This is a genomic window from Natronosalvus sp. KLKA75 (assembly GCF_059736265.1).
The window spans coordinates 2321847-2335832 of record NZ_CM185522.1; the positions used below are offsets into that span (position 1 = coordinate 2321847).

At 64.5% G+C, this 13986-nt stretch carries 14 protein-coding genes; 9 read left to right on the plus strand and 5 right to left on the minus strand.

What is annotated here, in order from left to right; genetic code table 11:
* Positions 1–3: 3 nt before the first annotated feature.
* A complete protein-coding gene (locus tag AC6I65_RS11215; RefSeq protein ID WP_497901968.1) occupies positions 4–2034 on the minus strand; it encodes an AMP-binding protein in 2031 nt (676 codons plus the stop codon).
* A 111-nt stretch (positions 2035–2145) separates the two neighbouring features.
* Here AC6I65_RS11215 and AC6I65_RS11220 point away from each other — a divergent pair, with 111 nt between their 5' ends.
* The 4 genes from AC6I65_RS11220 to AC6I65_RS11235 all read left to right on the plus strand — a co-directional run bounded on the left by AC6I65_RS11220 (position 2146) and on the right by AC6I65_RS11235 (position 7372).
* Complete coding sequence (locus AC6I65_RS11220; protein WP_497901969.1) at positions 2146–2733, plus strand: GNAT family N-acetyltransferase; 588 nt, start codon at positions 2146–2148, stop codon at positions 2731–2733.
* A 69-nt stretch (positions 2734–2802) separates the two neighbouring features.
* Positions 2803–4674 carry a formate/nitrite transporter family protein gene (locus tag AC6I65_RS11225; protein ID WP_497901970.1) on the plus strand — a complete coding sequence of 624 codons (1872 nt, stop codon included), beginning with the start codon at positions 2803–2805 and terminating at the stop codon, positions 4672–4674.
* Between the two features lie 89 nt (positions 4675–4763).
* Positions 4764–6446, plus strand: coding sequence for an acyl-CoA mutase large subunit family protein (locus tag AC6I65_RS11230; protein WP_497901971.1), 1683 nt, complete (start codon positions 4764–4766; stop codon positions 6444–6446).
* A gap of 92 nt (positions 6447–6538) precedes the next feature.
* Positions 6539–7372, plus strand: coding sequence for an aldo/keto reductase (locus AC6I65_RS11235; protein WP_497901972.1), 834 nt, complete (start codon positions 6539–6541; stop codon positions 7370–7372).
* Positions 7373–7432: 60 nt separating this feature from the next.
* Here the strand turns inward: AC6I65_RS11235 and AC6I65_RS11240 are convergent, their stop codons facing one another.
* Positions 7433–7747, minus strand: coding sequence for a YbjQ family protein (locus AC6I65_RS11240; RefSeq protein WP_497901973.1), 315 nt, complete (start codon positions 7745–7747; stop codon positions 7433–7435).
* Positions 7748–7902: 155 nt separating this feature from the next.
* On the opposite strand from AC6I65_RS11240, the gene mce reads away from it, so the two are divergent.
* A complete protein-coding gene (gene mce, locus AC6I65_RS11245; protein WP_497903201.1) occupies positions 7903–8286 on the plus strand; it encodes a methylmalonyl-CoA epimerase in 384 nt (127 codons plus the stop codon).
* Positions 8287–8355: 69 nt separating this feature from the next.
* Here the strand turns inward: mce and AC6I65_RS11250 are convergent, their stop codons facing one another.
* Both AC6I65_RS11250 and AC6I65_RS11255 read right to left on the minus strand, forming a co-directional pair.
* Complete coding sequence (locus AC6I65_RS11250) at positions 8356–9003, minus strand: hypothetical protein (RefSeq protein ID WP_497901974.1); 648 nt, start codon at positions 9001–9003, stop codon at positions 8356–8358.
* A gap of 69 nt (positions 9004–9072) precedes the next feature.
* Entirely contained in the window at positions 9073–10350 is a 1278-nt protein-coding gene (locus AC6I65_RS11255) for an HAD family hydrolase (protein WP_497901975.1), read from the minus strand.
* 127 nt (positions 10351–10477) lie between these two features.
* On the opposite strand from AC6I65_RS11255, the gene AC6I65_RS11260 reads away from it, so the two are divergent.
* The 4 genes from AC6I65_RS11260 to AC6I65_RS11275 all read left to right on the plus strand — a co-directional run bounded on the left by AC6I65_RS11260 (position 10478) and on the right by AC6I65_RS11275 (position 13452).
* Positions 10478–11545 carry a glucose 1-dehydrogenase gene (locus AC6I65_RS11260; RefSeq protein WP_497901976.1) on the plus strand — a complete coding sequence of 356 codons (1068 nt, stop codon included), beginning with the start codon at positions 10478–10480 and terminating at the stop codon, positions 11543–11545.
* Positions 11542–12189, plus strand: coding sequence for a transcriptional regulator GfcR (gene gfcR, locus AC6I65_RS11265; protein WP_497901977.1), 648 nt, complete (start codon positions 11542–11544; stop codon positions 12187–12189). Before AC6I65_RS11260 ends, gfcR begins: the two co-directional genes overlap by 4 nt.
* A 155-nt stretch (positions 12190–12344) precedes the next feature.
* Positions 12345–12692 carry a glutaredoxin family protein gene (locus AC6I65_RS11270; protein WP_497901978.1) on the plus strand — a complete coding sequence of 116 codons (348 nt, stop codon included), beginning with the start codon at positions 12345–12347 and terminating at the stop codon, positions 12690–12692.
* 175 nt (positions 12693–12867) lie between these two features.
* Entirely contained in the window at positions 12868–13452 is a 585-nt protein-coding gene (locus tag AC6I65_RS11275) for a DUF7110 family protein (protein ID WP_497901979.1), read from the plus strand.
* Between the two features lie 109 nt (positions 13453–13561).
* On the opposite strand, the gene AC6I65_RS11280 is transcribed toward AC6I65_RS11275, so the two are convergent.
* Entirely contained in the window at positions 13562–13891 is a 330-nt protein-coding gene (locus AC6I65_RS11280) for a hypothetical protein (protein ID WP_497901980.1), read from the minus strand.
* Positions 13892–13986 lie beyond the last annotated feature (95 nt).

The following is a 13986-nucleotide window of genomic DNA, read 5'->3' on the forward strand; positions in this document are numbered from 1 at the left end:
GCCCTACCGGGCGTCCTCGAGCGCCTCGAGCGCGTCCGGGTTCTCGAGACTCGAAAGGTCACCGAGGTCCTCGCCGGTGTAGGCGGCCTCGATGGCCCGGCGGATGATCTTGCCCGACTGCGTCTTCGGGAAGGCGTCGACGAAGAGGATCTCGCGGGGTCGGAACGGTTTGCCGTGCTCCTCGCCGATCTGTTCCCGGAGTTCCTCGCGGAGTTCCTCCGATTCGTCGACGCCGTCCTCGAGGATGGCGTAGGCGACGACTGCGGTGCCGGTCGTGTCGTCGGGAACGCCCACCGCTGCGGCCTGGTTGACGGCCTCGTGATCGATCAGGACGCCCTCGATTTCGGCGGGGCCGACCTTCCGACCCGCCACGTTCAAGGCGTCGTCGGCCCGACCGTGGAGGAACCAGAAGCCGTCCTCGTCCTTTTGGGCCCAGTCGCCGTGGTCCCAGAGATCCTCGAACGTGGACCAGTACTCCTCGAGGTAGCGCTCGTCGCCGCTCCACAGCGATTTGGTCATCGAGGGACACGAATCGCGGGCGACGAGGAAGCCGCGCTCGTGATCGTCTTTCACCGAATTACCGTCCCGGTCGACGATATCGATATCCATGCCGAGGCCGGGGCCGCCCAGGGTACACGGCTTGAGCGGCTGGTCGGGCATCGGCATCAGGAAACAACCGCAGATCTCGGTGCCCCCGGAGATGTTGACGATCGGTGCCTCGCTCCCGCCAACGTTCTCGTAGAACCACTGCCAGCTCTCGGGGTCCCACGGTTCGCCCGTCGAGCCCAGTATTCGAAGGGAGGAGAGGTCGTGGCCCTCGAGCCACTCGTCGCCGTGTTTCCGAAGTGCGCGGATAGCGGTCGGCGAGATGCCGAACTGGGTGAGTTTGTGGCGGTCGATCATTTCCCAGAAGCGGTCGGGGTTCGGGTAGTCGGGGGCACCCTCGTACATGAAGACGGTGCCGCCGAAGGTGTGGACGCCGATCAAGGTCCAGGGGCCCATCATCCAGCCGATGTCGCTCACCCAGAAGAAGCGGTCGGCGGGCTTGAGGTCGAACCCGAAGTGGAGTTCCTTCGCACATTGCGTTTGCACGCCCGCGTGCGTGTGGACGATTCCCTTCGGCGTTCCCGTGGTGCCCGAGGAGTACAGCAGCATCGATTCCTGGCTCGAGGGCAGTGACTTGCTCTCGTACGCGTCGTCCTGGTTCTCGACGGCGTCGTGCCACCACGCGTCGCGGGCGTCGTTCCAGGGGATTTCGACGTTGACGGCCGAGTTATCGTCGCTGGCGTCGCCGCCAGCGTCGCTCGATCCCAACCGATCGAAGACGACCGTGTGCTCGACGTGGCCCGCCTGGACGATGGCGTCGTCGGCGCTCTCCTTGAGCGTGATCTGGCTTCCTCGGCGGTAGAAGCCGTCGCCCGTAAAGAGCACCGAGCACTCGGCGTCTTCGATGCGGGTGGCGACAGCGTCGACGCCGAAGCCCGAAAAGATGGGGACGGCGATGGCGCCGACTTTGAAACAGCCGTACAGAATCGACACCACTTCCGGCACCATCGGCATGTACAGCCCGACGGTGTCGCCGGTTTCGACCCCCGCCGACTCGAGGTAGTTCGCTACCCTGTTAGCCTGTCGGTGGAGTTCGTGGTAGGTGATCTCCCGGACCTCGCCGTCTTCGCCCTCCCAGATGGTGGCGACCCGGTTTCGGTTCGCGGCCTCGAGGTCGGCGTGACGGTCGACGGTGTTGTGGGCGATGTTGAGCTCTCCGCCGGAATACCAGTCGGTGAACTGCGGGCCGTCGCTGTCGTCCCGGACCTGGTCGTAGTCCGCGTAGAAGTCGATGCCCAGGTAGTCGACCAGTTCGTCCCAGAACCACTCGACCCCGCTCTCGCCGTCGCCCCGGTCGGTCGTGGTGCGCTCGATCAAGTCGTCGTAGTCCTCGATGCCGTACTCGCGCATGAACGCCCGGACGTTGGTGGACTCGGCGAACGCCTCGTCGGGTTCGTGGACCACCTCGTCGATCAGGTCCCCTTCCATGTCACTGGCAAGGTTTACCGTCCCGTGTCATGAACGTTACCGTCTCGAGACGGGCCGAAACCTGCGAGTACCTCACAAACGCTTTTGGCCGCGGCGGCCCTAGCTCGAATCATGTACGTACGGGACGCGAAAAACCGGGAAGAGGTCTGGCTTCTCGACCACATCGAGGCGATGGGGCTCGACGACACGGCGTTCCGCTCGCGCGACTACGTGGTCGCCATCGACGAAGAGTCGGGGGAGAAGGCGGGGTTCGGCCGTATCCGCATCCACAAACCCGACGACGCCGACGACGTCTGCGAATTGACGAGCATCGGCGTCCTCGAGGAGTGGCGCGGCCAGGGCGTCGGCGCCCACGTGGTCGAACGGCTGGTCGAGTACGCCGGCGACGAGGGCTTCGAGACGGTCTACACCCTCACCGGGGAAGGGGCCTACCTCGCGCAGTTCGGCTTCAATCGCATCGAGGAATCGGCCCTCCCTGCCGTGTTACAGGAGCGACTGGCGGACAAACGGGAGGGCGTCGATCCGGACGCGGTCCCGTTCGCGATCGACGTCGACGGATTCGAGATGCCCGAACGGCTGCGGGACGCGTTCAAGGAGGCGAACGAACCGGAGCGCGGCGACGGCGAGGAGGAAACCCCCGAGGACTTCGGTATCGACCCCGACACGGCGACCTACAAGTACGATACGGGCCGTCGATGACGCTCGAACCCCGGCACGGACGGTCCGATGAAGAAAGTCACTTAGCCCTTCCATGAGTGAGGGTCGACAATGAGTGACGACGACGATTCCGCAGTGGAAATTCCACAGCGAGCCGAGAGTGGCGCGCCGGCGTACGGGACGGTCATGCCGGACCGGTTTTCGTCCGATGAAGTCTTCCAGCGCGTCGTCGCGGACGCCGATCACGAGATCACTTCCGGGACGCGCGAACTCTTCTTCAGCGCGCTCGCCGGCGGTTTCGCGATCACGCTCACGTTCCTGATCTACGCCTCGATGTCGACGAAGACCGACAGCGAGATCGTCGCCGCCCTGCTCTACCCGCTGGGGTTCATCTACATCATCATCGGCGGCTACCAGCTCTACACCGAGAACACCCTGCCGCCCGTCGCGCTGGTCCTCGAGCGCCTCTCGTCAATCCCGACGTTGCTTCGCCACTGGGTGATCGTCCTCGCCGGAAACTTCGCCGGCGGCGCGCTCGGGGCGGTGACTCTCGCCTACGGCGGCGTCTTCGACGCGCCATCGGCGGAGATGGCGATCTACCTCGCCGAGAAGGGCATCGAAACCCCGGCGACGAGTCTCTTCTTCAAAGGGACGTTCGCCGGTCTGGTCGTCGCGGGCGTCGTCTGGATCAACTTTGCCGTTCGCGACACCGCCTCGCGATTGCTCGTGGTCTACCTGGCTTTTCTGACGGTTCCACTGGGCAACCTCTTCCACGTCGTCGTCTCCTTCACCGAGGTGGTGTACCTCACCCTTGCCCTCGGTGACATTGGGGTGATATTTCCGGCAATGACCCAGTTCGTGATCCCGGTGTTGCTCGGGAACACCCTCGGCGGCGTCCTGCTCGTCACCGTCGTCAACTACTACCAGACCAGCGAGCGACGACTCGACATCGACCGGTACGAGAACACCAGGCGACTCACCATCCGGGAGTGGCTCCTCGGCTCGCTCTCGGGGCGAACCTACGTCCCCGTCGTCGACACCGTCGAGACGATCGTTCGCGACGAGGACTCCTACCGGATCCTCGTCCCCATCGCCAACCCGCGAACCGAATCCCAGCTCGTCGAATTCGCCTGCGCGCTGTCGGAAACGAAAGAGAAGGGGCAGGTCCACGTCGTCCACATCGTCCAGGCCCCCCAGCACGTCGCGGACAGTAGCGGCCATCACGACCGAATCCTCCGCGAGTCAGACCGCCTGCTCGAGGACATTCGACGAATCGGCGACGGCTACGACGTCGAGTTCGGAACGTCGACCATCGTCTCTCCCCGGTCGTTCGAGGAGATCTTCGACCGGGCCAGGCGGACCCGCCCCGACCTCGTGCTCATGGGGTGGGGACAGGACCAGCTGTGGACCTCCGCCCGCGCCGAGAGCCACCTCGACGAACTCACGAATCGGCTTCCGACGGACTTCCTCGTGATCAAAGACCGCGGGCTCGATCCGTCGCGGGTGCTCCTCCCGACCGCCGGCGGCCCCGATTCAGATCTCAGCGCCGAAATCGCGCAGGCCCTCGAGAACGGTGCCGACGCCGAGATCACCCTCTTACACGTCGTCGACGACCCGGCCGATCGAGCAGCAGGCGAGGCGTTCCTCTCCGACTGGGCGAACGATCACGGACTCGACGATGCAGAAATCGTCGTCGACGATTCGGGCGACGTCGAGCAGGCGATCTGTCGCACGGCCAGGGACCTGGACGCCACGATCGTCATGATGGGCGCGACCGAGCGTGGCCTGCTCTCTCGGCTCGTTCGGGACTCGCTCCACATCGACGTCGCGCGCGTCGTCGAGGGGTCGGTGCTACTCTCGGAGCGGCCGTCCGAGCGAACGTTTACCGAGCGGCTGTTCGGGGCGGGTTCGAGGGACGAGCGTCGCCTCGAGGAGTATCGCAACCGGGAGGAAAACGCCGAGGCGGCCGAGCCCAGAACGTAGCGTAGCGCCCGACGAACGCGGCCCATTGCGTTTCCGTCGACCGACTCGTTTGTCAACCTTCAAGCCACAGGAAACCGTCGTCATCGATAATGTTCGATGCCGAGGATCTCGAGGCGATCCGCGAGGGGAAAGAAACCTGGCACGACGAGCAGGTCGAACCGGTGATCGACCGCTTCGGCGAACGCGAGGAGACGTTCACGACCGACACCGGGGGCCAGGAGGTCGATCGACTGTACACGCCGGCAGACATCTCCGACCTCGACTACCAGGAAGATCTGGGCTATCCCGGGGAGGCGCCCTATACTCGCGGCGTCTACTCCACGGGCTACCGGGGTCGGCTGTGGACGATGCGCCAGTACGCCGGGTTCTCGACACCCGAGGACACCAACGAACGATTTCACTACCTGCTCGATCAGGGCCAGACCGGGCTCTCGATGGCGTTCGACCTGCCGACCCAGATGGGCTACGATTCGGACGCCGAGATGTCCGCCGGCGAGGTCGGCAAGGCGGGCGTCGCCATCGACTCGCTCGAGGACATGGAGACGGTGTTCGACGGCATCCCCCTTGACGAAGTGTCGACGAGCATGACGATCAACGCGCCCGCGTCGGTCCTGCTGGCGATGTACATCGCCGTGGGCGACCGCCAGGGCGTCGACCGCGCTGAACTCAGGGGGACCATCCAGAACGACCTCCTCAAGGAGTACGTCGCCCGGAACACCTACATCTACCCGCCCGAGCCGTCGATGCGGATCATCACGGACATCTTCGAATTCTGCGCCGAGGAAGTGCCCAAGTTCAATACCATCTCCATCTCGGGCTATCACATCCGGGAGGCCGGCTCGACGGCCGCCCAGGAACTCGCCTTCACCCTCGGAAACGGCCTCGAGTACGTCGAGACCGCCATCGACGCCGGCCTGGACGTCGACGACTTCGCCCCGCAACTCTCCTTCTTCTTCAACGGGCACAACAACATTTTCGAGGAGGTCGCGAAGTTCCGCGCGGCCCGACGAATGTGGCACGACCTGATGGACGAGCGCTTCGACGCGCAAAATCCCAAGTCCCGGCAACTGAAGTTCCACACCCAGACGGCGGGCTCGATGCTCACCGCCCAGCAGATCGAGAACAACGTCGTCCGGGTAGCGTACCAGGCGCTGGCGGCGGTTCTCGGGGGTACGCAAAGCCTCCACACCAACGGCAAAGACGAGGCGCTGGCTCTACCTACCGAGAAATCGGTCCGGACCGCCCTCCGCACCCAGCAGATCCTCGCCCACGAGTCCGGCGCGGCCGACACCGTCGACCCGCTCGCGGGCAGTTACTACGTTGAGCACCTCACCGACGAGGTCGAATCCGAGGCCTACGACCTCCTTGAGGAAGTCGACGAGCGCGGCGGGATGCGGCGAGCGATCGAACAGCAGTGGGTCCAGCGCCAGATCCAGGACACCGCGTTCGACCGCCAGCGCGAGATCGAAGACGGCGAGCGCATCATCGTCGGCGTCAACGAGTTCGAGGTCGACGAAGACCCCGAGATGGACGTCCAGGAAGTCACCGAAGAGGATGAGCGACGACAGATCCGGAGCCTCGAGTCCGTCCGCGGGGATCGCGACGAGGAGGCCGTCGAGGCGGCGCTCGAGATCCTTCGGGAGGCCGCGCAGGGCGACGACAACCTCATGCCGGTCATCGTCGACGCGGTCAAGGCGTACGCGACGGTCGGAGAGATCTGTAACATCTTCCGCGAGGAGTTCGGGGAGTACACGCCGGGAAGCGCGGTGTGAGTCGAACACCGGCTACCTGAATCGAACACGCAACTACCCCGACCGGCGAGTCGAAGCCGTCGTTTCATAACCCGGAAGGGTGTCCTGCTACCATGTCGCAACTGACCATCGACTCGACCGTATCGGCTGGCGGTGCGTCGATCCCCGCCCTCGGCTTCGGCACCGCCCGAATCACCGGCGAAGACTGCACGCGAGCCGTCGAGTGGGCCCTCGAGGCCGGCTACCGCCACCTCGACACGGCGACGATGTACGACAACGAATCGGCCGTCGGCGACGGCCTCGAGCGCGCGGACGTCTCCCGCGACGAGGTGTTCGTCGTCACGAAAATCGATCCCGAGGACGCGGCCTTCGACGACGCGCTCGAGTCGGCGCAGGGGAGTTGCGACCGACTGGGAATCGAGACGATCGACCTCCTGTTGTTGCACGCGCCGAGCGACGAGGTGCCCCTCGAGATCACCCTCGACGCGATGAACCACCTCCAGGACGAGGGCGTCGTCGACCACATCGGTGTCAGCAACTTCTCGGTCCCGGAACTCGAGGAGGCCGTCGACCGGTCGGCGACGCCCATCGTCACGAACCAGGTGAAGTACAACCCGTTCAACCGCCAGGACGCGTTGCTCGAGTACTGCCTCGAGGCGGGCGTCTCGCTCACGGCCTACTCGCCACTGGCGAGGGGAGACGTCGCCGACGACGAGCGCCTCGAGTCCATCGGCGAGCGACACGGCAAGTCGGCGGCCCAGGTCGCGTTGCGGTGGCTGCTTCAGCAGCCGTCGGTGGTCGCGATTCCGAAGGCGGCGAGTCGGGAGCACGTGGAAGCGAACGCCGACTGCTTCGACTTCGAACTCTCGGAGGAGGAGATGCGCGAGGTGTTCGAGATCTCGGGAGAGTCGCCGTCATTCGCGCTGGAGGGCGACGATAAGTCGTGATTCGGCGAATGTTCGACAGGACAGTGTTCGGCCGAGTGAAGATGGGAGAGACCGGTACCGTCACCGAAGCCGAACAGCCGTCCCGTAAGCCATGACCTCGGAGCCGCCGTCGATGATCTGGGAGGTCTCGAGACGGACGTTGACGACTGCGTCGGCGCCCATGCGTTCGGCGTCGGCCTCCATGCGGTCGACGGCCTCGTCCCGCGCTTTCGAGAGCAACTCGGAGTAGGCCTTGAGTTCGCCGCCGAAGATGTTGCGAATCCCCTGGGTGATGTCGCGGCCGACGTTTCTGGCTTCCACAGTGTTTCCGCGGGCTACGCCGAGGACTTCGTCGATCTCGCCGTCCGGAACGGTTTCGGTGGTAGTAATCTGCATTCGCTCGAGTATCTGTTGTTTCCCTACTAACACCTTTGGATTCGATCGACTCTCGCGTTCGTGATGGATCGGTCGTCACGGCGTCTGCACGGCAATTTCCGAAGTGAGACTCGAGCGCAACACTGACGACGCTGGTCGATTCATCTCGAGACATGATGCGCTTCGACCACGCGGGAATCGCGACCGAGGACGCCCAGGCGCTAGCCGACCTGTACGTCGACCTCTTCGACGTCGATCTCGTCCACGAGGAGACGTTCGACGGGATGACCGTCGTCTTCCTGGCGTTCGAGAACGGCTACTTCGAGCTGCTCGAGCCCCAGGAGAAGGGCACCATCGCGTCCTACCTCGGGCGAAACGGGGCCGGCATCCACCACCTCGCGGTCGAGACCGACGACGCGACGACGGCCCTCGAGCGCGCTCGGGACCTCGGCATCGAGTGTATCGACGACGAACCGCGGCCCGGCGCCTGGGGCCACGACGTGGCGTTCCTGCATCCCCGGGATACGGGCGGCATCTTGCTCGAGTTCGTCGAGCACTGATTTAGCGATCGGCATTGTCTTCGCTGTACTCCTGGCCTTCGTCATCTCCACTGTTGCCGTCGTCTCCACCTATTCGTCGTCCGAACCCGTATCGTTCTTCACACCGCCACCATCCTCCTGGTCGCTCACGGCCGGCCACTCCAGGCTCAGAACCGTCCGCGGATCCGCGAACGATTCGTGGACCAGCCTGAACGCCTCGGGTCGGGCCTCGAGGTCCGAAAACGTAACTGAGAGGCAGTAGGTCACGGTACCGACGCACTGGATACAGGCCTCGTCGGCCGGTTGGTCGGGACGGAGACGGACGACCAGTTCGGTCGTGCTCCGGTCCGGGTGCTTATCGCCATTGCCATCGCCATCGTTGCCGTCGGCCTGATCATCCTCGTCGTCCGGACGGTCGTCGCCACCGCGCTCGCGAACGACTGCCGACTCGAGGACGACCTCGTGACAGGGTGACGGCGTCTGGAGCGCGGTCTGGACCTGCAATCCGTCCTCGAGCAACCGCACCGCTGGATAGGCACCCGTCCCGCCGCTTAGACAGTCGCCCTCGAGGGTCTCGATGTCGATCTCGATGTCGATTGAGCCCGACAGATCTTCGTTCTGACCCACGGAATCGCCCCCGTCCTGGTCTCGAGTCTCGCACTCACCGTCGCTGGCACCCACTACGCCGGTGGCCGTACCCACACCCCCGAGTCCAGCCAGCAGTGTTCGACGTCGCATACGATCACGTCACGACGCGGGTGAAAACCACTTTTTCACGGTCTCGAGACGGTCCGTCCCACCGACCGGTCAGCGCTCGAGGCGAGCGAACCGGTTGAGCGCGTACACCGTCCGCAGGACGTCGACGCTCTTGCCGCGGTCGAAGACGAGTTCGTCCGAGCCGAGGACGTGCTCGAGGACGTCCTCCGAGGCGTGCTCCGGCGCGGCGGCGATGCCAGCGTCGTTCCTCGCGACCCACTCCATCACGCGCAGGTCGCTCTTCGAGTCGCCCATGACGAGTGCGAACGGATCCTCGACGTCCAGGACCGACAGCGCGCGCTCGACGCCGGCGACCTTGTCGAGTTCGAGACTGCCGATTTCGGCCGCATCGGCTTCGTAGTAGGCGACGTCGATGCGCTCGAAGACGTCCACGAGTGCGTCGGGCACGCTCGAACGATCGACGTCGGGGTAGGCGCCGCACTGCTCGAGGACGCTCCTGATTTCGGGGTCCTCGATGGCGTAGAACGCGCGAGCATAGTCGTTCGGTTCCGGGACATCGACGTCCTCGCCCGGTTCGGTCGTGTCGTCCCAGTCCACTGCCTCCGCGACGGCACCACCCAGCAGGTCGATCATGTACACGAGCGCGTCGTCGATAATCTCGCGAGCCCGACTCGAGCCGGTCTCGTAGTTCGGTTTCATCGTGACGTTGAACTCGTTGCCCTGCAGGTGACAGCCCCGGCGGAGGTCCTCGGGGGCGTCGGTGAGGACGCGCGCGCGAACGTCGTCGAAGACGTCGCGAATCTCCGCGTCGAGGTCCTCGTAGAGCAGTTGCTTGGTGTCGGCGCCGTGGCCCGGCGTGAAGACGCCGTTGCCCGTCTCGTAGACGATCGAGAGGTTTCCCGAGTGGACGATTTCACTGCCCAGCCCCTGGATGGCGAACCCCTTGACGTTCTCGAGGGTCTGGCCGGTGCAGATGACGATGGGGAGTCCCGCCTCGTGAAACTCCGTGAGCACGTGGAGGGTGTCGCGGGGAATCTCGTTGTCCGTGCCGCCCGCGGACCGAAGCGTCTCATCGACGTCGAGAACGAGGACGTTCACCGCCCGGCCGTACCTGGCCTCGAGGTCGAGCGCCGTGAACGCCTGGTCGCGCGTGGTTCGCGCGGCGACTTCGGCGAGTGTCTCACCGGCGGCGAACGCCGAGCGAATCTCGTCTTTTCGGGACTCGAGTTCCTCGCTCGCGTCCTGCCAGTGCTCGAGGGCCACCCGGGAGTCGATCGGCGGGAAGACGTCGACGAACTCCTGGTACTCCCGGAGCGTCTTCGTGTCGAACTCGTCGTAGAGTCGGTAGACGAGGTCGTAGCGTTCCATGGTGGGAATTGACGTGGTGGCGGGTTAATCGTTTCCGCTGGTGCGATAGTAACCACCTCTCGGCAGTGAACGCGATCTTTACTCGAGATAGAATAAACTTTTAGTCGTCGGGGCACGTGGTATCGGTATGAAAACGATCGCAGTCGAGCCGGGCTCGGGCGAGCCAGTGATGCTCGAGAAGCCGGTTCCCGACCCGGCTGACGGCGAAGCCCTCGTTCGCACGCTCCGCGTCGGCGTGGACGGGACCGACCACGAGGTCATCGCGGGCGAACACGGCGGCGTCCCCGAGGGCGAGGACCACCTCGTACTGGGCCACGAGGCCGTCGGCGTCGTCGAGGACGCGAACGGGACCGAACTCGAGGAGGGACAGCTCGTCGTCCCGACGGTTCGACGGCCGCCGAACGGCTCGAATCGCTACTTCGAGTCGGGATATCCTGACATGGCACCTGAAGGCGAGTACCACGAACGCGGTATCGTCGGCGCCCACGGGTTCATGGCGGAGTACTTCACCAGCCCCGCCCAGTACCTGGTTCCGATTCCGGAAGAACTGGCGCCGCTCGGATTCCTCGTCGAACCGATCACCATCTCCGAGAAGGCCATCGAACACGCCGTCGCCAGCCGCTCGGCGTTCGACTGGCAGCCCGAATCCGCGATGGTCCTCGGCAACGGCTCGCTCGGCCTTCTGACGGTCGCGATGCTCGCGGAAACCCTCGAGTTCGATCGGACGTACTGCCTCGGCCGGCGAGATAGGCCGGACCCGACGATCGACATCGTCGAGTCTCTCGGGGCGACGTACGTGGACTCGCGCGAGACGCCGGTGTCCGAGGTGCCCGAGGCCTACGAGGGGATGGACTTCATCTACGAGGCGACGGGGTACGCCCCCCACGCGTTCGAGACGATCGAGGCGCTCGCGCCCAACGGCGTCGGCGCTCTGCTCGGCGTTCCCTCAAGCTGGACGTTCGAAATCGACGGCGGCGCGCTCCACGAGGAGTTCGTGCTCCACAACAAGGCGCTGGTCGGGAGCGTCAACGCCAACCGCGGCCACTTCGAGGCCGCCATCGACACGCTCACGCAGCTGCCGTCGTCGTTCCTGGACGACCTCGTGACCGGGATTTACGACGTCGAAGTCTTCGAGGCGGCATTCGTCGACGACGACACGACTATAAAAACGGCGGTCGAATTCGACCGTATATGAAGAACGTCGACGACCTGATCGAGAGTGCGGCCGACCTCGCCGAACGCGGCCTCTCGAAGGGCGAGATCGCAGACGAGTTGAACGTCTCCCGCGAGACGGCGAGCTGGCTAGTCGAACGCAGCGGCACCGCACCGCAACCGTCGGCCCCCGAGACGGCCGATACCGCCGGATCGGCGGACATCCACGTCGACTGGTCGGCCATCGGCCGGGACTCGAAGCGGATGGGCTACGTCGCCAGCGCGATGGCCGACCTGCTCGCCAAACACGGCGAAGACGTCGACCTGACGATCGGAATCGAGAAGGCCGGCGGCCCCATCGCAGCGCTGGTCGCCCACGAACTCGAGACCGACCTGGGAACGTACACGCCGGCGAAACACCAGTGGGAGGAGGGCGACATCGACGAACTCGGCGGAACCTTCTCGCGAAACTTTGCGACGATTCGCGGCCGGGAGTGTTACGTCGTCGACGACACGGTCACCAGCGGGACGACCATGCGTGAGACCATCGACGCGATTCGGAAGGAAGGCGGCGAACCGCTCGCGTGCGTCGTCCTCGCGGACAAGCAGGGCGTCGACGAACTCGACGGCGTCCCCGTCTACTCCCTGTTGCAGGTCATCAGCGTCGGGAAAGACGCGGACGAGTGACCCCTCGCCCGGCGCTTCGATTCGTCGTCGAGTAGCCTGTTTTCGTCCGAACGCGGGTTCCGATACTATATTTTCTATAGTGTTGGGGGGGGGGGGGGGTGCGACGCCGTCCGTACGGCGCAAACACTTTCCATCCCACGCCCCTACGAACGCCCATGACGTTTCAGCCAGAAAGCAGCCTCGAGCAAGACGAGGTCGACGAGATCGTCGAAACCGCCCTCGACGAGAACGACGTCGTTCTCTTCATGAAGGGCAACGAACTCATGCCCCAATGTGGGTACTCCCAGCGCGCCCTCGAGTTGATTGGCAAGCACCGAAGCGATATCGAGACGGTGGACGTGCTCGAGTCCCTGCCCGAGTTCCGGGAGGCGCTCTCGGAACACAGCGGCTGGGAGACGATCCCACAGACCTACGTCGACGGCGAGTTCGTCGGCGGGTCGGACGTCCTGGCCGAACTCGACGAACGCGGCGAACTCGAGACGACGCTCCAGGCGAGTCCCTGAACGAGTACCCCGAATCTTGACCACCCGATGGGGCCGCCGTCGGCGAGGTCTGCGGCGACCTGTTCGCGAACACCCATATGAATTCCAATACGTCACCCGGGGAGATAATAGCAGGTCATATATGGGGAGCGACCGTACTAGGAACCAGACGACTATCGCCCACCCCCTTCCAGATATGTCAACAGAGGAATCCAGACACGTGTATCGGCTGCACTCCACGCTCGAACTCCCGCTCGAGGACCTCGAAGAGCACCTCGAGACGGCGACCTACCCCGACGGCGTCACCGACGTCGAGCTCACCCGCCGAAACAACACTCTCATTCTCAAAGCCGTCTCCAACGACGACACGGTCAGCAAGTACACGCCGACGGCCCAGTTGAAGGCTAGCGTTACGGAGAACCGCGTCTACGAGGAGGATCCGGAGGAACGCCGGCAGAACTCGTTCCGCTGGGACGAAGACGAGGAAGAGGAGATCGAGTCGGAACTCGTCGAGTTCGCGGCGTTCAAGGGCGATCGCGAGACTGTACTCCAGAACTCGCTTCTCCAGTACGAGATGTTCAAGGTGCTCTGTGACATCGCCCTCCAGACCGAGAAGGGGACGCTGACGGCGATTTCCGAGCGCGACGGCGACCTCGAGGCGACCCGGATCGTCGACGGCGAGGCCAGACCCGCCGACGTCGAGGTCGTTGAGGGACCGCGCGAGCGCAAGTCGGCCTCGAGTGGGGTCAACTGGCGGGACAACAAGTTCATCAGCGACTGAGGGGACGGTTTCGACACGATTCGTCAGTGTGACGATTGTATCGCAATTCGAGTAGGTCTCGAAGACTCGACGGTAAGAGTACGAAACGACGAGCGGAGCGGCGCATTCGTCATCGGCCGCTATTCTCGAGCCACCCCTCCAGGCGGCAAATCACGATTTCTGCAACCGCGTCGGCGATCCGCTCGGACGATTCCGAGAGGTTCCACACGTAATCGCCGACGCGGGTAACCCCCTCCCACTCGACGTAACCGTGGCGGTCGAGTTCGATGAGCACCCGCTCGAGGGCCATCTCGTCGAGCCGGTAGCCGATCTGTTCTTCCAGTCGATCGGCGAGTTGTGGGGTCGTCAGCACGGCTCTATCCTGGGGAGACGAGTTGCCAGTCGGGACGACGGACGGCTTCGATGCCGGCGTCTGCGGTGACTGCGGCCGCTGGGTCATTGTCGATGTCCGGTTGTGGTCGAGACGGCATAAGAACCGGCGTGAACAGACGTGATCATCAAGTGCGAACCGTCGAAACGAATACGTCCTGGGTC